At 47.1% G+C, this 18,863-nt stretch carries 19 protein-coding genes and 1 pseudogene; 7 read left to right on the forward strand and 13 right to left on the reverse strand.

Annotated elements, in window-relative coordinates:
* Window positions 1-172 precede the first annotated feature (172 nt).
* The 9 genes and pseudogenes from KI379_RS14840 to KI379_RS14880 form a co-directional block, all read right to left on the reverse strand.
* Window positions 173-712, reverse strand: coding sequence for an NUDIX hydrolase (locus KI379_RS14840; protein WP_373309557.1), 540 nt, complete (start codon window positions 710-712; stop codon window positions 173-175).
* 174 nt (window positions 713-886) lie between these two features.
* Window positions 887-1,003, reverse strand: a pseudogene (locus tag KI379_RS14845) (SRPBCC family protein); the annotation flags it as partial.
* Between the two features lie 12 nt (window positions 1,004-1,015).
* Window positions 1,016-2,038 (reverse strand): aldo/keto reductase, encoded by a 1,023-nt coding sequence (locus tag KI379_RS14850; RefSeq protein ID WP_212984034.1) that lies wholly within the window; start codon window positions 2,036-2,038, stop codon window positions 1,016-1,018.
* 444 nt (window positions 2,039-2,482) lie between these two features.
* Complete coding sequence (locus tag KI379_RS14855; protein ID WP_373309558.1) at window positions 2,483-3,727, reverse strand: serine hydrolase domain-containing protein; 1,245 nt, start codon at window positions 3,725-3,727, stop codon at window positions 2,483-2,485.
* 165 nt (window positions 3,728-3,892) lie between these two features.
* Entirely contained in the window at window positions 3,893-4,756 is an 864-nt protein-coding gene (locus KI379_RS14860; RefSeq protein ID WP_212984035.1) for a pentapeptide repeat-containing protein, read from the reverse strand.
* 14 nt (window positions 4,757-4,770) lie between these two features.
* Window positions 4,771-5,100: a PadR family transcriptional regulator gene (locus tag KI379_RS14865; protein ID WP_212984036.1), complete on the reverse strand. Its 330-nt coding sequence runs from the start codon at window positions 5,098-5,100 to the stop codon at window positions 4,771-4,773.
* A 330-nt stretch (window positions 5,101-5,430) separates the two neighbouring features.
* Entirely contained in the window at window positions 5,431-5,775 is a 345-nt protein-coding gene (locus tag KI379_RS14870) for a hypothetical protein (protein WP_212984037.1), read from the reverse strand.
* A 6-nt stretch (window positions 5,776-5,781) separates the two neighbouring features.
* Entirely contained in the window at window positions 5,782-6,213 is a 432-nt protein-coding gene (locus KI379_RS14875) for an SHOCT-like domain-containing protein (RefSeq protein WP_212984038.1), read from the reverse strand.
* A 13-nt stretch (window positions 6,214-6,226) separates the two neighbouring features.
* Window positions 6,227-6,592, reverse strand: a complete 366-nt coding sequence (locus KI379_RS14880) for a DUF2089 domain-containing protein (protein WP_089547632.1) — start codon at window positions 6,590-6,592, stop codon at window positions 6,227-6,229.
* 769 nt (window positions 6,593-7,361) lie between these two features.
* Here KI379_RS14880 and KI379_RS14885 point away from each other — a divergent pair.
* Window positions 7,362-7,814: a carboxymuconolactone decarboxylase family protein gene (locus tag KI379_RS14885; RefSeq protein ID WP_212984039.1), complete on the forward strand. Its 453-nt coding sequence runs from the start codon at window positions 7,362-7,364 to the stop codon at window positions 7,812-7,814.
* Window positions 7,815-7,894: 80 nt separating this feature from the next.
* On the opposite strand, the gene KI379_RS14890 is transcribed toward KI379_RS14885, so the two are convergent.
* Complete coding sequence (locus tag KI379_RS14890) at window positions 7,895-8,239, reverse strand: winged helix-turn-helix transcriptional regulator (protein ID WP_212984040.1); 345 nt, start codon at window positions 8,237-8,239, stop codon at window positions 7,895-7,897.
* 126 nt (window positions 8,240-8,365) lie between these two features.
* Here KI379_RS14890 and KI379_RS14895 point away from each other — a divergent pair, with 126 nt between their 5' ends.
* Window positions 8,366-9,262 (forward strand): NmrA/HSCARG family protein, encoded by an 897-nt coding sequence (locus KI379_RS14895; protein ID WP_212984041.1) that lies wholly within the window; start codon window positions 8,366-8,368, stop codon window positions 9,260-9,262.
* A 31-nt stretch (window positions 9,263-9,293) separates the two neighbouring features.
* Here the strand turns inward: KI379_RS14895 and KI379_RS14900 are convergent, their stop codons facing one another.
* Entirely contained in the window at window positions 9,294-10,187 is an 894-nt protein-coding gene (locus tag KI379_RS14900) for a phosphotransferase enzyme family protein (protein WP_076164676.1), read from the reverse strand.
* Window positions 10,188-10,312: 125 nt separating this feature from the next.
* Here KI379_RS14900 and KI379_RS14905 point away from each other — a divergent pair, with 125 nt between their 5' ends.
* Both KI379_RS14905 and KI379_RS14910 read left to right on the forward strand, forming a co-directional pair.
* Complete coding sequence (locus KI379_RS14905; RefSeq protein WP_244879300.1) at window positions 10,313-11,776, forward strand: alkaline phosphatase family protein; 1,464 nt, start codon at window positions 10,313-10,315, stop codon at window positions 11,774-11,776.
* Window positions 11,777-11,965: 189 nt separating this feature from the next.
* Window positions 11,966-12,841 (forward strand): aminoglycoside phosphotransferase family protein, encoded by an 876-nt coding sequence (locus KI379_RS14910; RefSeq protein ID WP_212984042.1) that lies wholly within the window; start codon window positions 11,966-11,968, stop codon window positions 12,839-12,841.
* Between the two features lie 137 nt (window positions 12,842-12,978).
* Here the strand turns inward: KI379_RS14910 and KI379_RS14915 are convergent, their stop codons facing one another.
* Window positions 12,979-13,884 carry a LysR family transcriptional regulator gene (locus tag KI379_RS14915; RefSeq protein WP_212984043.1) on the reverse strand — a complete coding sequence of 302 codons (906 nt, stop codon included), beginning with the start codon at window positions 13,882-13,884 and terminating at the stop codon, window positions 12,979-12,981.
* Between the two features lie 138 nt (window positions 13,885-14,022).
* Between KI379_RS14915 and KI379_RS14920 the strand changes: the two genes are divergently transcribed.
* Window positions 14,023-15,042 carry an alpha/beta fold hydrolase gene (locus KI379_RS14920; RefSeq protein ID WP_212984748.1) on the forward strand — a complete coding sequence of 340 codons (1,020 nt, stop codon included), beginning with the start codon at window positions 14,023-14,025 and terminating at the stop codon, window positions 15,040-15,042.
* Between the two features lie 95 nt (window positions 15,043-15,137).
* On the opposite strand, the gene KI379_RS14925 is transcribed toward KI379_RS14920, so the two are convergent.
* On the reverse strand, window positions 15,138-15,953 hold the full coding sequence (locus tag KI379_RS14925; RefSeq protein ID WP_212984044.1) for a nucleotidyltransferase domain-containing protein: 816 nt from the start codon (window positions 15,951-15,953) through the stop codon (window positions 15,138-15,140).
* A 227-nt stretch (window positions 15,954-16,180) separates the two neighbouring features.
* Here KI379_RS14925 and KI379_RS14930 point away from each other — a divergent pair, with 227 nt between their 5' ends.
* Both KI379_RS14930 and KI379_RS14935 read left to right on the forward strand, forming a co-directional pair.
* The gene (locus tag KI379_RS14930) at window positions 16,181-16,558 is read left to right on the forward strand and encodes a BlaI/MecI/CopY family transcriptional regulator (protein WP_212984045.1); all 378 of its coding nucleotides are present in this window, start codon (window positions 16,181-16,183) and stop codon (window positions 16,556-16,558) included.
* Entirely contained in the window at window positions 16,555-18,747 is a 2,193-nt protein-coding gene (locus KI379_RS14935) for a M56 family metallopeptidase (protein ID WP_212984046.1), read from the forward strand. The genes KI379_RS14930 and KI379_RS14935 overlap by 4 nt, the downstream gene beginning before the upstream one ends.
* The last annotated feature ends 116 nt before the right edge of the window (window positions 18,748-18,863 follow it).

An 18,863-nucleotide genomic window follows, 5' to 3' on the forward strand; every position in this document is an offset into this window, starting at 1 on the left:
GCCTTGAGTTCTTAGCCGCCGCGCCGGCACAATAGGAGGAGAACTTCAAAAAGCCGCAATCATGCGGCTATTCAGAGGATATGTGCTTGTCTAAATTTACATTGAAAATCTGCTGCTGGATGACCCTGAACTAAAAGTATCCCGTAATGAAAGGATTTAATGGCACGTACAACTAAATGTTTCTTTGAAGTTTAACCTGACATTCAGAAGTTGTTGCAGTGACGTAGTCCATATAATTCACAGAGCCGTTAAAGTTCAAATAAGCTTCGTACCGCATGCGGATTGCGGGTAAGGTGATCAAATCCAAAACATTTTCTTTGGGAACCCACCTGCATTCGCTCGTCTCCTCAGACGTCGCTAACTCTCCCCCCACAGCTGTACACACGAAATCAAACATGACCTTCGTAGGAACATCGGTTACACCGTCATACCACTTATGGATCGCTGTATTTGAAACCACACTGATTAAATGGCTAACCGTGGCGTCTATTCCACTTTCCTCTTTGATTTCACGGATCACGCCATCCATCAGGTTTTCGCCAACTTCAGTGATTCCCCCAGGATATACCCAACCGTCGTCATGCGCTTTTACTAATAGGATATTTCCCTTTCCATCTTCTACAATACCGCCTGCAGATACGATATGTGTCGGAAACGCCACTTCATGACCTCCTTCGCTTGATGATTTGTCTATGTATTCCTCTTGCTTCATGCACTTTCCTGCTTTTATGGAAAGGATGATATGACCCACAAGTTCGAACCTTGAGCACAGCAAATCATACTTGGGCATATTTTATGAACGCTTCTGTATTTGAGCGAACAAAAAAAGAGTGTATCCAAGTTCAAATTTCGCCTCAGATACACGCCTCTTTTACTTATTACATCTTCAATCTAAAAATGCTTGTCGTAATGCCTCTAAGCCGTCTTGATAGATCCCATGGAACAGATCAATAGCCTCTTGATCACTGACCCCTGCCGGGGTGAAACTGCCAGACAGCCGTATGTGCCATGTTCATTACTCCCCTATTGATTTCATGTCGATAGGCAGCGGTGCATGGGGTGCTACCAGTTTTTGTTCGCGCATTTCTTCCCAGAAAGCAGCCGGAATGACTGTATTCAATGCAGCTTTGTCTTCTGCAATCCGCTCAGGACGACTTGCACCGGGAATGACGGCTGCAACCGCCGGATTAGCCAGCGAAAATTGTAAAGCAGCCGCCTTGATGCTGATTTGATGACGATCTGCAATATTTTTGATGTTCTCAACTTTTGCCACAATTTCTGGTGTCGCTTTTTGATACTCGAAGTGGGTACCTCCAGCAAGAACACCTGAGCTATAGGGTCCGCCGACAACAATGTCCATCTGATGTTTTACTGCCGCAGGCATAACTCGTTGCAGCGCACGCTCATGGTCCAATAAGGTGTACCGACCAGCCAGCAAAGATACATCCGGCTTGGGTTCTTCCAATTCCAGCATGAGTTCGATCGACTCTACCCGGTTTACTCCAAGGCCCCAGCCCTTAATGACTCCTTCTTCACGTAAACGTGTGAGCGCACGGAATGCCCCGGTTCGGGCCGTTTCAAATTGCGAAATCCACTCATCACCATAAAAGTCTTGCGCCACATCATGGATATAAACAAAGTCCAGACGATCTGTTTTTAAACGTTTCAAACTATCCTCGATCGAGCGAAGGGTCGCATCCGCACTGTAGTCGTTGATAATTTTATTCTTACGGCCGAATTCGAAAAGTCCCCCTTTTTCCCCTAAATCACGTGCAGATGGATCTTCCAATTCATCCGAAATAATTCGGCCTACTTTTGTACTTAAAACGTACTCGTCCCGGTTTCTTTTCGACAGTGCTTCACCCAGACGAATCTCCGCCAAGCCAGATCCATACAGCGGAGCTGTGTCAAAGTAACGGATGCCGCTCTCCCAAGCTGCATCTACAGTGGCTATAGCTTCTTCCTCCGGGATATTGCGATACATATTGCCTAGCGGCGCCGTACCAAATCCAATTTTTCCTTGCAGTATATTTCTCATCTAAGATGTCCTCCTAGTATATATAATTCAATTTGATAGTTCATTGATATGGAAACTAATTCCTAATCAAATCAACAAATGTCATTTTATCGTCTAACAAAAATAGATTATGAAGCATTTAAACAGAGAAGGAAAGTACGCACTTTGAAGTACTATAGGCACCAAAAAGTACTCTACTCCCAACATCCGTCTATTTGTTCTGGTCCTCAGTTTTGTCAGGTAACGTATATCGTAAAAAAACAAATAACCGCAATCATGCGGCATACAAGCGTGAGACGTTCATGCAAATTAAAAGACAGCCGATCATCATGACGGCCGCCTTCTAACCTGCTTCATTATTGAATATGCTGATCGATTCCCAGAATCTCAAATGGATGGAGAATTTTCTGAAAGGCTCTGTGCCCTTTCTTGAGGTGGTACATCGAGGCTAATGTTACCCAGTTGTTAATCTTCGATGGCCTGATAGACCGTAGTCCAGAAGTCGTGGATAAGCCGCGCTGAATCCGGAGTAGACATCCCGACTTGGGTGAGAAGAATACCCGTGACCTGGTTGTGCGGGTCGGCGTAGGTCGAGGTGCCGCTTCCGCCGTCCCAGCCGAATTGGCCGATGGGCGCGTAGTCACCACGGTAGGTGCGCACCGCCATCCCGAAGCCCCAGCCGCCGTGCTGCCCTTGACCGAATGACACGTGGACATTGTTCGTGGCCATGGCGTGTCGGGCGGCTTGCTGCTCGGGCGTAAGGCGGTTGGTGGTCATCAGCTCAACGGCGGGCCGGGACAGGATCCGTTCGTTCCCGTGCATCCCCTGATTCAACAGCATTTGAAAGTACGCGTGGTAGTCATCAACAGTGGAGCAAAGTCCGCCTCCGCCGCCCTGGAACGCCGGAGGCTGGCTGTAGCGTCCCCCTTCGGCTTCGTCCCACACGGTGAACTCACCGGTCTGCGGGTTGGGGGCATAAAGGGGCGGCAGGCGGTCGAGCTTGTCGGCGGGCACATGGAAACCTGTGTCTTTCATGCCGAGGGGATCGAAGATGCGTTCGCGCAGAAATGTCTCAAATGATTGACCCGTGACCCTGGCCACGAGTACGCCGAGCAGATCGTTGCTGATGTGGTACTGCCAGCGCTCTCCGGGCTGGTGCATCAGCGGAAGCGCACCCAGGCGGCGCATCCACTCATCCGGCTCGGGCATCGGTTCCGGCAGATCTGGCGTGAGCCCCTGCTCGAAAATGGAGTTCATGATCGGCGTGCCCAGCGACGTCATATCCATACCAAGCCCGAATGTGGAGGTCAAAATGTCCCTTACTGTGATCGGACGCCGCGCCGGCACGGTATCGTCCAGCGGGCCGTCGGCTCTCTTCAGCACCCGCCGGTCGGCGAGTTCGGGCAGCCACGGATCTACCACATCGTCCAGCCGCAGCCTGCACTCGTCAAGCAAGACCATCGCCGCAGCCATCGTGACCGGCTTGGAAGTGGACGCCATCCGGAAGATCGTATCCCGGCGCATCGGTACGCCACCGTCATGGCGCATCGTGCCGATCGCTTCGACGTGCGTTTCTCCGTTCCGGCTGACCAGGGCGACGAGCCCGGGAATTTTCCCCGATTCAACATGCCGCGTCAGCACGTCACGCATTCTTTGCAGCCCGGTTTCGGAAAAGCCGCTGCTGCTTTTTCCCGATATCATCTTTTCCATTTGGATGACCTCTCTTTACTTGTTATCAGCCCTATGTTTCTCTCTTGTCATTCATGCTTTAAAGCCCTTTGTCAAAAAGGTATATTAGCTGCATCAACGAGACGAAATATCGGCAAGTAAAAGATGGCTCACCTCCTGTTTCGGGTATCCAAATCGAGATATGTACTAGATCACCGTAACCTTTGACAAATTGGCATCCATGCCCTTGAGTGCGGCAAAGGTCAGCTTATCCATCGACGCCCCGTCAAAGCAAACGGTTTTAATCGCGCGGTAATATTTCTTGGTCAACAGAGATCCTTGGAAAGATACATTCTTGAGCGTAGCGCCCTTGAATGAAACTTCTTTCAATCCAGCTTTATCGAACTTGACGCCGACGAAGACTTGACCGTCAAAACGCTGTCCGCTCAAATCGGAGGACGTGAAGTCCACCCCGTCAAAAACACAGTTTTCAAAAACGGTTTTGGTGAGAGCGGTCATCGTCAGGTTGACGTCAGTCAGATGAACGCCTGTGAATTTTGCTCCGGCCAGCCATGATTTGCTGAAGTTCGTACGCACGAGGATGGATTTATGGAAGCTTGCATTCGCAAGGTCCAGGGTGGATAAGTTGCAGTCGGTCAGATTGGCGCCGTCGAAACGGGCGTCCCGCACGTCACTACTCTTAAACGAGCTGCCGGTTAAGTCCGCATTCGTAAAGTCGGATCCCCGCAGCGCGCTCGCTGTGAATTTTCCCTTATGGGCGGTAACACCCGCAAAGTCGCTCCCCGTCAAGTTGCTCGCGCTGAGGTTGGTCAGCACCTGCCGCTCCAGCGAACGGGAGAGGTTTGCCACCTCCAGTACGGTTTGTTCTATGTCGCCGATGCTGTCGATGGTCATCTCCAAAGCCGTTTCATCGTCCTTGCCCTCGGCTTTCAATTCACGGAACCGCTCCTGCAAATCGGAGTGCAGGTCCGCCTTTAATTCGCTGACGCTCTTTACCCCGTCGTACGGTGCAAAAACCCCGTTCAGATAGTTCGTCAATTTCTCGTTCATCCCATCGACTCCCCTTATAACAAGTTTTCAAGCACACGCTTGGCGTACTCCCAGTTGCTTTTGTTGCGCTCGTACGTTTCCTTGCCCTTCGCGGTAATTCGAAAATATTTGCGCCGTCCGCCCTGCGATTCATCGCCCCAATACCACTCGATATCTCCGTCCCCTTCAAGCCTCCGGACGCTGGAATACATCGTGGCTTCCTTTAGTTCGTACTCACCTCCCGAACGTTCGGCAATCAGCTTGACAATTTCATAACCGTAGCGGTCCGCTTCGGATAATAATCGTAAAATCATCGTGTCGGTATGGCCTCGCAGCAGGTCGGATGTGATTTTGTTATCACTCATACAATCACCTCCATATCTGCATAATACAATTCACTACTGTGACTGTCAAGGTAATTAATTTATTAAAACACTTTGCTAAAATCCCTTTTTCGCTAATTGTGATTAGTTAACATAACTTAATTATGGTTAACCAAATAAGCTCCATGTTTTTTTCTCGTCAACGTGATATTTGTTCTTTGCTTTCGGTTTTGAAAAAAACATGTCTTGCTAAAACACAAAAAGCCGCAGCGCCGCGGCTATCACACGTATATGCTCCTGTCGTATTACGTGCTATGATTCAGCATAGGCCACTTCTCTCTAGCACGATGATGCTGTAATTAAAAGCTTTGCCTACAATTTAATCAACACTTTCGTACCGTCCTGAGCCTGGACATCGACCAGAACCGTACCTTTGCACCGCTGCAGTTCCTTGATGAGCTGCCTGATCGCTTGCTGCGTGCTTGCGTTCTCAAGAATTGACAGCAGCAATTCAGTCCCGAATCGTCTGCCGTCCGAATCGAAATCCTGATTCCGGCTCGAGTCCCCACCCGCATGTCCGCCAGACTTGTTCATCCAATCCTTCATTTTGCGCTGAACTAAACCGGAAGTCAGAATACCACTTCCCATGCGCAATACGGCATAAGGGACTGGAATCACAAAAGCATACCCTTTGCTCTTAACCTTAACAGTTATCATGGCCAATTACTCAATCACTACGGCGACGGTATTCCCGTCACCCGTACGGACATCAACGATTTGCCCGTCAAGCTCGTTTTCGATTGCATCGATCAGCAGATCGATATCGATATTCTTCACATATTCCGCGGATTGCGGAATATTAGATGCGATGCTGTGCCCCGCTCCGAGAACCGCCTTCACCAGTTTAATCGGTAAATTAATGCTGACATTATCGTTTTCTTCAGTTGTTACTCGAATTTTCAACGTTTTGTCTAAATAACGGCCGGAACCCGATGACAATTTCTTCGAATAGTCTGGTTTCCCAAGTACCTGCACGGCTTGCGATGGATGTGCCATTTGCTTCTCCTGCAGTGCATTAATCAACTCCGTTGCCTTATCAGAATCAATTTTGCCTTCCTGCATCATGGAGAGCACTTTGCTGATTTCTTCTCTCATCGTTTCTTCCTCCTTATTCATCCTTCAACATTCTGACCGCTTCGTCCGCGGTAATTTCGCCATTCTCCAGCATGGAAATGACCTTTTTCTCATCGACTTCCTGCTTCTTCCGCGTATCGTAACCGAGGGCCGTGATGATATCATTGAGCTTGCCGCGAACTGTCGGGTAAGATATGCCGAGCTCTTTCTCTACTTCCTTGATGTTGCCCCTGTTCACAAGAAAGGTGATTACAAAATGGAGCTGTTCAGGTGAGAGTAGAGCCAGCTTTGATAATTCAAACGTGTTCTCAATCGTCGTCCGGCAATGTCCACATTCCAGCTTGACTGCGTGCAGCGGATGGTCACATACAGGACACTGTGTGATGATGGGATACTTCATACTCTACTCCTTTCTTTTTTTGAATTATAAAACAATATATTCAATTTGTGAATCCTAAAAATTAATTATTTTAATTTTTGAATCAAATTTATTAATTTTATTGTGATTATTATAAACATTTTTTAATTGCCATTTAACAAAACCAGAAACACCAACGAATTCAAATCAAATTGATTTGGTCTATCGCTTTCTTCGTGCAAAAGGCGTTCCGGTTAAACCCATCCGCGATGAAAGCATTGTCCGCTTCTTTGGGTTTATTGGCCCTGATGGACATATATATTCTGTCCTGAGAGTTAATCATTAAAGCCGGCCTGCGCACAAAAGCCCGATTAACTTCATGTTAGTCGGGCTTTTTGTTTTGCTATCCTCCACAGCCTTCTTTTATAGCAAGATGATCCAAAACCAGGCCAACACCTCTTAAGCTGCAGAGAAATATGCAGTTTGACGGCATTTACTGCATCGATTCCGCGGTGTCGCTTACTGCTTTTTCTATGTTGGTTAGCTGTGTGTTTCCTGAAGCGCGCAAATCCTGGTAGCGGCTACAGGTCGGCGGTCCTTGGATGGACACGTGTCTTAAGAGGCCCTTCTTCAGGAACGTCTCATAAAAAGAAATCCGGTACAAAAATACTGACCGTAACTGTCAGTGATATCGAGATATGATTAGTCAAAAGTAAAACCCTTTCCGATTCCTCCCTGTAGTACTGGATTGGCTAAGGCATGAAACGGTTTGCCTGAGCAAAAAAATCAAACAAGAAAGAAGGAACTCTTTATGTCTCAACGGTTTGATATTCATCAGGTAATGAAATTAGCGCCGCAAGGAGTTAAGCTTCTAGGTGAGCTGGATGCGTATACGAAATCGACAGATCTTGATCCAAAGCTTCGCGAACTGGTCATATTCAGAGCATCGCAAATTAACGGATGTGTATATTGCCTTTCTTATCATGCAGCTGATGCCCGGAAGTTAGGGGAATCCGAAATGAGGCTGTATTGTCTCAGTGCATGGGAAGAAAGCAACCTTTACACGGAAATGGAGAAGGCAGCGTTAGAGCTTACAGAGCATATAACATTGCTGCCCTCGCTTAAAGTGCCGGATGATGTATATCATAACGTCAGGAAGTACTTTTCGGAAACTCAGTACATCCATCTAACGATGTTAATCATGATGATCAATAGTTGGAACCGAATGTCGATTGCGATGGGATTCCAGCCGGAAGCAGAATGAGTCAAAAGAAAGCGGCTATTCCAGGTATGAGTATTGTCCCGAGGGACGGTGCTCATTTTTTTATTACATGACTCTCCGATTTAAGGGTGATCAGCTTCATTTGGGGTGGAGCTCCATTTTTCTCCCCATTGGCGCATTTGAAAAAGTACTTCCCTATACTCTCTCCCTTTTTCCGTTAAAGAGTACTCGACGCTAATAGGATTTGTTGGGTAAACCTGACGATTTACGATTTTATAATGTTCTAAATGCCGCAAAATATCGGTTAAAGATTTGATGCTGATGGTGCTCAAATTCCGGCGCAGCTGATTAAAGCGCTGAGGACTATAATACAATTGAGAGATTACCAGGAAAGCCCATTTGCTGCCTATCACTTGTAACGCTTCGTTAACTGCGGATAGGCATTTTTGTTCATCACTTGGGTTCAAGCAATCACTTCCTCACAAATTACTTACTATTCGTAAGTATAACTCAACAAAGTGTCTCCTTACAAAGAAATCATATATGATTTACACTTTCAATTAGTTATTCCATTACCTTGAAGGAGGAAGCATATGACTACGCTTCAGAAGACGATTTTGGTTTTAGGAGCCACAGGCCAGCAAGGGGGTGCGGCAGCGTCACATCTGCTTGCTGATGGCTGGCAGGTGCGTGCTTTCACACGTGATCTTTCAAGTACGGCAGCCCAAACCCTTGCTCAAGCGGGTGCTCAATTGTTCCGTGGGGATTTGGGAGATCGCGCATCGCTGGATGCTGCCATGCAAGGAGTGCACGGGGTCTTCAGCGTTCAACCACCTACGTGGGAGCCTAGCGATGCAAGAACGGCCGAAGAAATTCGTTGGGGTAAAAATGCAGCCGATGCGGCGAAAGATGCCGGGGTTCAGCATTTCGTTTATTCATCGAATAGCGGTGCTGACGTACAGTCTCACTTTCGTTATTTTGCCAAGTGGGAAATTGAACAATACATTACGACGCTTGGCCTTCCTGCAACGATCTTGCGCCCGTCGGGATTTATGGAAAGTTACGCCAGTCCGTTTTATGGTATTCAGCATGGGACATTGGCTGAAGCCACCAACCCGGACGTACCTGTACATTGCATAGCTGTGGAAGACATCGGTGCGTTCGTCAAGCTGGCCTTCAAACATCCCGACAAATTTCTGGGCAAAACGATCGAAATCGCCGGTGACGCACGGACTCCGCCTAGCATTGCCTCAGCCATCACTCGTGCGACAGGCCGCCCGATAAGCTATGTACAAATCCCTATAGAAACGATACGTCAGCACAACGAAACCTTGGCGCGGATCTATGAATGGTTAAACGGAGACGGCTACGAAGTCGATTTTCCAACATTGCGCAGCTTACACCCCGGTCTTATGGATTTTGACACTTGGCTGGAGAAGAAAGGGAAAGCGATGTTCGAAGTACTTTTTCAAACGAACCAAACCAATTAAAGTTTATCATCCTGAAGTCTAACAGCCGCATTTAACGGAACGGGACGGCGTCCTGTCCCATCAACGGTGAACGCTCTAACAATTTCCTGACAATCCAGCCGTCGTCCCAAGTTCCTTCCTTCAGGTGCCTGCATGCATTCTCAATCAACCCCGCCCACCATATGGGCGTAATCAGTTCCCACTCCTCCAGCTCAAGAGGTGATACTTCATTATACCCATAAATCACCTCGTCGTACTTTCCCCGCCAAGAAAGAGCAAAGTCGCCTACTCGATGATCCCAGTGCGCAAGCTCAAAATCGAGTATGCCGGAGAGCTTCCCATCCTGGAATCGCAGGTTCCAGGGTGTAAAATCCCCGTGGATCACGATCCCGGGTCTGGAATGAAGTTTCAGCTCCTCCACCCGCCTGCGGGCACGCTCCAAATGCCACCACAGAATCCGTATTTCCTCAGGGCGCTGCTTTTCATTTCGTGACAGCAATCGATCCAGCTCAGAGTCAAATAGAATCTCTTCGCACCGCCGCCAATCCTTGCGCTGACCGATTCCACTGAGTTTGCCAAGGTCTGAATGAAACTGACCCATAAGCCGCCCCCTTGCACGCTGTTCGGCCGCCCGGTTGTCGACAGATGGCGATTCACCGTAAAGATAAGGGAACAAACCCCAGATATACCCATCCATCTCGAACGGCCCTTCAATAACGGAAGCCACAGGCCATCCAAGCTCAGCTATGCTTTTAAGCAATTTCACCTCATAATCGATCTCATCCAAATGAGTTTCTTTGTACCAGCGCCGTAATACAAGGTGGTCGTTCTTGAAATTTACCAGCCAGTGCTGGTTGAGTCTCCCGCCTAATGGAGAGACCACTTTGATATGAAACTGTTCAAAAAGCTTATCCAATGGCAGCGCCAAATCCGCGCGATCGCTCACTTCTACTCCCCCTTCGATACAAATGTCATCCTACATGACATTCCGCTTGCCGAATATTTTGAATACTGAAAGCAAATAATGTGGCTTAAGAATAGGCTTGCAGAAAAAATTGGCAGGTGAACAGGTTGCAGCACATTATCTTCATTTGTGTCGATACGTTAATGAGCCAGGCGATTGATAAGGGAATCGGGCAAAACAAACTTCCAACTTTTCAGTTCTTGATGGAACACGGTCAATACTATAAGAATGTCGTCACCTCATTTCCCACCATGTCCGTGTCGATTGACTGCACACTGCTGACGGGAACGTATCCGGATGAACATCGTGTACCGGGACTGGTCTGGTACTCAGCACAAGACAAAAAAGTCATTAATTATGGCAGCGGATTTTGGGAAATCTACAGGAACGGAATCAACCAATATTTGAATGATGCCTTAATCCGTATGAACGGCGACCACCTGAATCCGCAAATACCGACCATTTTTGAAGAATTGGACCGTATGGGGTTACAATCGGGGTCCGTTAATGGTTTGATCTATCGGGGAAGCGCGGATCACCAGCTGAATTTTCCTTTTTGGATTCATATGCCGACAGCATTACCTAAAAATATCACGGTCAAAGGTCCGGATTTGTTGGCCTATGGAGCATTCTCAAATCCGCTGAAAAGCGTGAAAAGCTTGCCGGTGAGCCCCATCGGTAAGTTCGGCTTTAACAATGAATATTCGCTCGGAATGGTGACGCATCTTATTCAAAACGAGCAATTGCCTGATTTTCTGTATGTCTATTTCCCCGATCTGGACCAAAAAATACATAAAAAAGGGCCGTCGGATTTGGATGGCGTGATCCGCACCGATCACCAATTGAAGACCTTGCTGCAGGCATTTGGTTCACCGGAAGAGGCTCTGGAAAAAGCCGTAATCATCATCATGGGGGATAACGGAATGGCTCACGTCCACCCAAAAAATCGCCAACCGGTCATTGATTTAGGGCAAATCTTGAACGAATACCGCATTTTACGGCAGGGAGGCGCCGTCACGGACCAGACCGAGCTTATTCTTGCCATCAATGATAGAATGGCTTATCTGTATAAGCTAACCTCACAATATTCTTTTGAGCAAATATCAGAGGTATTGAAGGCTGATCCGAGAATCGATATATTGGCTTGGAAAGATGATGATTGGATTCGCGTTGTTCGATCAGAATCATCCAAGAAATTCGCCTATCGGTCACAAGGAGACCTGGTTGATCCCTATCATCAATCATGGACATTGGCCGAAGATCCCGAAGTGCTTGATTTACAAATCAATACCCAAAAGAACACGGTGGACTATGGACATTACCCCGATGTTCTCCGGCGATTGTCCGCTGCCTTACATTCACATCATGGGGAATACATGGTCGTAACCGCAAAGCCGGGATTTGAATTGAAGTACGGCAGTTCACCCACCCATATAGGGGGCGCAGGGCACGGGGGCATAAGTCAAGCGGAGTCGCTCGTTCCTCTAATAATTGCCGGTACAGACCATAAACCGGAGTCACTACGGGTCGTCGATTTAAAATCTTATTTTCTTCAACTTTTAAAGGTTTGAGCTGATTATAACATTGCTCTGCCCCATGGTGACTGGTCTGATTTCATAGAGACATGATCAAAAACAGCGATAGCCGGGCTATACATATCCCGGTTTTTTTTACGTTCTTATTTCTCGGTCTCCAACCCTTGAGGAGATGCAGGTGAAAGGTTATAATTTGATTACCATTTTTTAGAAAGCGGTGAGAAGATGGAGATTACCTGTGAGCTGGTACGCCGATTAATCGATAGTCAATTTCCGGAATGGGCGAATTTAGAGATAATGCCTGTAGAAAAAAGCGGCCACGATAACCGTACCTACCGACTGGGCAGTGAAATGACCGTCCGTTTACCAAGCCATGAACGCTACGCCTCGGCTGTTGAAAAAGAACTGACCTGGCTTCCCGTTTTCAAGCCGCTTCTTTCCGTCCCCATTCCGGTTCCGGTTGCCAAAGGAGCGCCCACGGACGAATATCCTCTTCCCTGGTCCGTGAACCTTTGGATTGACGGCGACACGGTCACGCACAGCAACATATCCGATCACAACCAATTTGCCGAAGATCTCGCCAGTTTTTTACAAGAGTTGGAGGCGATCGACGCAAGCCGCGGCGTCCCGGCAGGGGTCCAGAACTTTCATCGAGGGGGAAATCTTACGGTATATGATGATGAGACAAGAACGATCATCGAAAAGCTATCCGGGCAATACGATCACAAGCTGCTAACGGAAATATGGGAGCTTGCCCTTGCGACAAGATACCAATCAAAGCCGCTGTGGCTGCATGGTGATGTTGCCGTAGGCAATTTGCTCGTGAGGGATGGACGACTGTGCGGCGTTATTGATTTTGGAACGATGGGCGTAGGCGATCCTTCGAGCGACCTTGTGATGGCCTGGAACTTTTTTGATGAAGCCAGCCGCGGCCACTTCCTGAAACGGATGGATTTTGATGAGGACACCATTCATCGCGCTCGCGGATGGGCCCTATGGAAAGGGCTCATCACCTTTGATTGGAATGAAAAGGGCTCGGAAGCTGCGGATTGGGGAAAGCATGTGGTGGACACCATTGTCCAGGATTACAAGCGGTTGTAAGTAAAGAACCTTAGTGCCTCTAGCCAATCCCTTCTATCCATATGATACGTTCCCCCACAATTCATATTAACCAAACAAGTTCTTGTCTTTCGAAAAAGATAAGAACTTGTTTTTTGTTTAATAAATGGTTCTGCGAACTACACGGCATGAATAGGGGAATTTGCAAGCACTTCTCCTGCCGCTTCTATAAAAGACTCTATGATTGGTGAAAGCCACTTGTCTTTATGCCAAGACATCTGGGTATACACGTGCAGATCCGGAATTTCCCATGGAAGAGCAACAAGGTCGCCCCGATCAACTTCAGCTTCTGTTACGATTTCAGGAAGGAAGGCAATACCGATTCCCGAAACGGCACATTGTTTAATCGCTTCAGCACTTTGAAACTCTAAATACGTAATACTATCTATCCCCTCTTTCTCAAATGACCGGTCGAACATGGTTCGGTAAGGACAACCCTTTTCATTCGTCAGGAACACTTCTCCGTGAAAATCTTCCAGCTGCAGCAGTTTTCTTTTGGCGAGAGGATGGTCGGGAGCAGCAAAGAGACGAAACCTCTCTTCCACCAACGGCTCCACGGCAAGTCTGCTCGAGCGAATGGGCTCATCCAGCATAAAGACGACGTCGGCAGTTCCCTCAAATAGTGCTTGCTTGAGCTCTAGATTAGGAACGGAGCGGAAGATCAGACGAACCCCCGGATGCTGCGAGCGAAATCGTTGAAAGACAGCTGGGAGCCGATAGGCGCACACGACCTCATTGGCACTGATCGTCAGGGTGCCGGTTAAATCTTCATTGTCATGAATCACGCTGCGAGCTTCGTCCAGCTTGTCCAGAACACCTTGAATGTGAGTTAAAAAGCGTTTCCCCGCCGTCGTGAGAACAAGCTGCTTGCCCAATCGGTCAAAGAGACGAACCCCAAGCTCATCTTCCAATGCTTTTATTTGCATCGTGACGTTGGAGGGGACGTAGTTTAGCACTTCCGCAGCCCGACTGAAATTTAATGTGGATGCAACCGTACGGAACGTAATCAGCTGGCGCAATTCCATCACACGCTCCCCTTTCATTTTCAATAATATTGAACACTGCTTTGAATTCTATTCACTTTTATTGAGAGTAACACAGAACTATACTGACAACAAGAAATACAATCTATTGGTTTCAACTTGAAAGGAGCAAACGATATGATGGATTATGAAATTTTTGATTTGGGGGACGTAACCTTGCAGTCGGGAGTAACGTTACCGAGCGCTTTTCTTGCTTATAAGACTTATGGAAAATTGAATGAAAAGAAAGATAATGTCATCGTCTATCCAACGGCATTTGGCGACCAGCATGTTCAAAATGAATGGTTGATCGGAGACGGCATGGCACTGGATCCGCGAGAATATTTCATCATCGTTCCCAATCTGCTGGGCAACGGATTATCCTCCTCTCCCAGCAACACGCCTCCTCCATTCGACCGGGCGAATTTTCCGCAGGTAACGATCTATGACAACGTTACATTCCAGCATCGGCTGGTGACCGAAAAATTCGGCATTGAGAAGATTGCTCTCGTTGTCGGTTGGTCCATGGGAGGCATTCAAGCCTACCAATGGGGGGCAAGCTATCCCGACATGGTGGAACGAATCGCTCCTTTCGCCGGAGTAGCAAAGACCTGGCCGCAAACGTATGTAGTCCTGGGCGGAATGAAAGCCGCGCTCATGGCTGCAGTCCGATTCGATTCCAGTAAACTTGACGGGTTGACTTCTACTGACATGCGCGCCGTTGGCGATGTCTATGCGGGATGGGGTGTATCTCAGGCCTTTTACAGAGAGGAAATTTATCGTGAGATGGGATTCAGAACTTTGGCAGATTTTATGGCTGGCGTCTGGGAGGATAGCTTTATGAAGATGGATCCGCACAACGTACTGGCCATGTTATGGACCGGCCAACATGCGGATATTAGTGCAAACCCCGCTTATAACGGGGATTTCGATAAGGCGCTGGGAAGCATTAAGGCGCATGCTTGCATCATGCCGGGAAGTACGGATCTCTTCTGTCCCGCGGACGATAGTGAATATGAGGCTAAGCTTATACCTCATGCGGTTTTTAAACCGATCGAGTCGATCTGGGGCCATTTTGCCGGCCGTGGAATCAACTCTGCCGATAATCAATTTATTGATGACAATCTAAAACGCCTGTTAGCGATTCGCGTAAATGAATAGTTCATTAAAATCATGACGCCTCATCGAACAAACCCTTGTGAGAGTAACAACAGCAGCCGATCCGTTGGATCGGCTGCTGTTGTGTTTATGCTGCGCTATAGTTTCCGTTCGTTGAACGAGCCTCCATTGGAATTTTCTGAATAGATACCGTCAAGAAACTCGATAGAGACGCGTTCTGCTTCGTTCCTTGGCACAATATCCGAACCTTGGCGTAGTCGCTGATACATCTGGATCGTATTTTTTAACGCATGATAACAGCTTTCAAAGCTATGGATAGGGACCGTTCCTTGTAATTCCTCCATTTCCTTGAGAGCATATTTCTCGAGCTTTCGGACTCCTCTCGGGGAATGACCGTTGTGGATGAGTACCAATGGTCCTAACACTGTATTCCGCATATATGTTATCGTATCAATCACTTCGAATAATTCGCCTCTCCCTAATTTTGCAGCACAGTAATGAACCCATACCCAGAAGCGATCTTCGATCCATTGAGGCTGAGGGGAGGGGAACGATGCACTTGTATTATGGAGTATTGTTGAAATTCCACTACCTCTCTCCCAAAGAATCAGTGGGTTCTCGACCCGGGATTCGAGCTCTTCCAAATGAACAAATTTTAAATCGACATGGAGAGGGGCTGGTCCATATAAACAAATAAGCAATCGGGGTTCCCCAACATGCTCGCCTGTGAATGCAGAAAGTAAATGACCAAGCCTTTCGGCAAATGGGATGCGCTGTTCCATGATCTCTTTTTGAAAAGCATCATCGTAGACGATAATTAAATCCAGATCACTATACTCATCCATTTCTCCATACAACATAGATCCGCCTGCGAGCAGGCCCATAAAACGTTGATCTTTGCTTACATGTTCAATCGCTTGTTTAATGAATCGATCGTGTAAAGGTAACTTCATGCCAAGCACTCCTTCATTTATGACCCATAAAATGGGTATTATTACAAAATAACATTTACAAAGATGGATCGTCAACTGTATGCCGTTTTCAAGGATGCGGGTGGTAAAAGCATGAATATTTTGTTGGGTTCAGGGAGCTCGATTTAGGCTTGACACGTTTCGTTTACACTTGTAAACTTTAAACATCGTTTACAGCTGTAAACAAAAAAACAAGAAAGGTGAATACCATGCACGAATCCCCTCACATTACCGAAGCCGAAAGCGAAGTGATGAAGCTTCTCTGGGAAAAGGAGCCTATGTCCGCCAGCGAGATCATTTCCGAATTAACCCAGCAAATGCAATGGTCAGACCAGACAGTTAAAACCTTCCTGAATAGGCTTCACAAGAAAAAGGCCATTCGATTTGAAAAGTCCGGCCGGAATTACCTCTACTATCCGCTGGTTTCGCATGATGAATACTTGAAAGCCGAGAATCGCTCATTCCTGAATAGAGTTTATAAAGGAGCTGTAGGGATGCTGTGCGCAAAATTTCTCGAAGAAGAGACACTTTCGGAGAAAGATATTGAGGAGCTTCAACAAATCTTGGAGAACAAGAAGAAGTCATGAAGTATCTGGAAACGGCCTTCACTCTTCTGTTCACAGCGTCAGTGGCATCGACGGTAATCCTACTGTTATTGCTTTTGATCCGGAAGCTGTTCCAAAAGCATCTTAAACCGAGAGTTGTTTATATATTGTGGTTTCTTGTGTTAATTAAGCTTCTGGTTCCCATTGCTCCGCAGAGTCCGATGAGCCTGTTTAATGTGCTGCCGCAAATGTTCCCGATGGAACGAAATTCGGATCAGCAAAGTATACAACCTACTCATCAAAGTGAGAACGGATCAAGCACGGAAATTCAATACAATGAAACTGATGTAAAAAACCAGCTTCCTGAACTCACTCCAAATCCGGCAGAGGAACTTGGGTCTTCCTTCATAACACGTTCTTCTCAAGACCATTCCACAGGCATTACGAATGGACTGACTTGGCTATCGATCGGCTCGCTGGTATGGCTTGTAGGGCTTCTATGCTTAGGAGGATATTACCTGCTGAGCGCGCTCATTTTCAGAAAAAGATTTGAAAACTCCATAAAGATTGAGAACACTAAAGTACTCGACGTTCTTGAAGCGTGTAAACGAAAGCTGAACATAAAAAAACGAATATACGCCTATGAAACAAGCTATCTTCGCAGTCCTTGTCTTTATGGCTTATGGAAGCCAAGGATTTATTTGCCCGAAGATGTCAGCACGATCGCTGATTCAAACCAGCTAACGCATATCCTGATGCATGAGCTGATTCACTACAAGCGTAAAGACCTGTGGTTCAACTCTCTGTGGGCTCTTTCCGTAGGAATGCATTGGTACAACCCTTTGGTGTGGCATTCCGTTCGAAAAATGAAAGCCGATCAGGAGGTGGCCTGCGACGCAAGAGTTCTTGAAACATTGGGAGAGCGTGAAGCTTTGCCTTATGGCAAGACGTTACTCATGCTGTCGCGTTCATTTTCCCAACAACCTCCTCCTGGCATCAACCTGTCGCATTTTGGGGACAGCAAATATGAAGCGAAACGGAGAATGATGATGATTGCCAAGTTTAAGGAAGGTTCGTACAAGCTATCCGCCGCTGCGATTCTTTTGGTTATCGTCTTGGGAGCCATCTTGCTCACCAATGCGTCGGATGCCGGGAAGGATACTAGGCTGGATATGGCGAAACCATCCGTAAACACGGGTTTGAACCTATATCCTACATACAACGACAGATTCAGATGGTTTCATAGTATCGATCGGGCACTTGATTTTCCGAAGTATAACTATAAAGTGCCTGACTATCTTCCTGAAGGTTATCAATTGGAGGATATATTATATTTTAAGAACGTCACCAACATTCATGATACCGATCCTATTATCGACGGAGTATCCGTTACTTTTGTATCTAACTTTGACCAAAAAAATGAACAAACCATAGAGGTCAAGGCTTCCAAGGGCAAGGGAAATTTGTTGGAGGAAGGTGAATTGCAGGGAGCTACTTATTCTCAGATTCCCCCAAATCCGAACAAGCCGCTTGAATACCGACAGGAAGCTGTGACGGTCGGCAATGTCAAAGGCACGTTATTCACGGAAATGAGACGCGACAAGAAAAGGCCGGAAACCGGCAGAAGCTTCTACTGGCAGGATGACCACGTATGGTACGCAATCAATTATTATAGCGAGTATATGTCGCTGGAAGATCTCACCAAAATGGTGCAATCTTTTGTCATGCCGAAGGAAGTACAGCATGTCCGCTACGACGGAGCTGGAAACTCATTTCCCCTGTATGATGAGAAAGATTTGCTTGCGGCGAAGAACATTCTCGGCTTTAAGGTGAAAATCCCTCAGGAATTGCCCGAACATAAACTGAGCGGTTCGGTACTGCTTAGAGCCGGCGACCAGAATACCAGGTATGGTTTCAGACCAGCGGCGGACGCACTATGGACAACTTATCACGGACCTTCCGATTCCTCAACCGGTGTCTCGCTATATCAGAGCAAAGAGCCGCTTTTCGACGCGTCCCAACTCTCGCTCACCCGGACACTGGAGGTGGACGGCGTCGAAGTTTCAGCTTATGAAGACAAGAATCATGTCTACTTATCATCCGACAATAACCTTAAACTTCCTTATTACTTATGGAACCAGAACGATATTTATTATAGTGCCGTTTTCTGGGGCATGGACAAACTCCCGGAAGACAGCCTGAAAGCTATGATTTCTGCTCCATTGCAATAGTCCCTGGGGAAAAGGTAACTTTCGGAAATAGCACGAATAATAAGCAAGCCCCTCTCGATCATTATCGTGAGGGGCTTGCTTGTAATCTTCACATTATAGTTCGCCGTTGATGCTTA

The organism is Paenibacillus cineris, assembly GCF_018333335.1.
GTDB classification, from domain to species: Bacteria; Bacillota; Bacilli; order Paenibacillales; family Paenibacillaceae; genus Paenibacillus_AQ; species Paenibacillus_AQ favisporus.

What these genes read in the sequence shown, in the direction of transcription:
- KI379_RS14840 (WP_373309557.1), bottom strand. Translation starts at nt 712, where the DNA reads ATGAAGCAAGAGGAATACATAGACAAATCATCAAGCGAAGGAGGTCAT.
- KI379_RS14850 (WP_212984034.1), bottom strand. Translation starts at nt 2,038, where the DNA reads ATGAGAAATATACTGCAAGGAAAAATTGGATTTGGTACGGCGCCGCTA.
- KI379_RS14855 (WP_373309558.1), bottom strand. Translation starts at nt 3,727, where the DNA reads ATGGAAAAGATGATATCGGGAAAAAGCAGCAGCGGCTTTTCCGAAACC.
- KI379_RS14860 (WP_212984035.1), bottom strand. Translation starts at nt 4,756, where the DNA reads ATGAACGAGAAATTGACGAACTATCTGAACGGGGTTTTTGCACCGTAC.
- KI379_RS14865 (WP_212984036.1), bottom strand. Translation starts at nt 5,100, where the DNA reads ATGAGTGATAACAAAATCACATCCGACCTGCTGCGAGGCCATACCGAC.
- KI379_RS14870 (WP_212984037.1), bottom strand. Translation starts at nt 5,775, where the DNA reads ATGATAACTGTTAAGGTTAAGAGCAAAGGGTATGCTTTTGTGATTCCA.
- KI379_RS14875 (WP_212984038.1), bottom strand. Translation starts at nt 6,213, where the DNA reads ATGAGAGAAGAAATCAGCAAAGTGCTCTCCATGATGCAGGAAGGCAAA.
- KI379_RS14880 (WP_089547632.1), bottom strand. Translation starts at nt 6,592, where the DNA reads ATGAAGTATCCCATCATCACACAGTGTCCTGTATGTGACCATCCGCTG.
- KI379_RS14885 (WP_212984039.1), top strand. Translation starts at nt 7,362, where the DNA reads ATGTCTCAACGGTTTGATATTCATCAGGTAATGAAATTAGCGCCGCAA.
- KI379_RS14895 (WP_212984041.1), top strand. Translation starts at nt 8,366, where the DNA reads ATGACTACGCTTCAGAAGACGATTTTGGTTTTAGGAGCCACAGGCCAG.
- KI379_RS14910 (WP_212984042.1), top strand. Translation starts at nt 11,966, where the DNA reads ATGGAGATTACCTGTGAGCTGGTACGCCGATTAATCGATAGTCAATTT.
- KI379_RS14915 (WP_212984043.1), bottom strand. Translation starts at nt 13,884, where the DNA reads ATGGAATTGCGCCAGCTGATTACGTTCCGTACGGTTGCATCCACATTA.
- KI379_RS14920 (WP_212984748.1), top strand. Translation starts at nt 14,023, where the DNA reads ATGGATTATGAAATTTTTGATTTGGGGGACGTAACCTTGCAGTCGGGA.
- KI379_RS14925 (WP_212984044.1), bottom strand. Translation starts at nt 15,953, where the DNA reads ATGAAGTTACCTTTACACGATCGATTCATTAAACAAGCGATTGAACAT.
- KI379_RS14930 (WP_212984045.1), top strand. Translation starts at nt 16,181, where the DNA reads ATGCACGAATCCCCTCACATTACCGAAGCCGAAAGCGAAGTGATGAAG.
- KI379_RS14935 (WP_212984046.1), top strand. Translation starts at nt 16,555, where the DNA reads ATGAAGTATCTGGAAACGGCCTTCACTCTTCTGTTCACAGCGTCAGTG.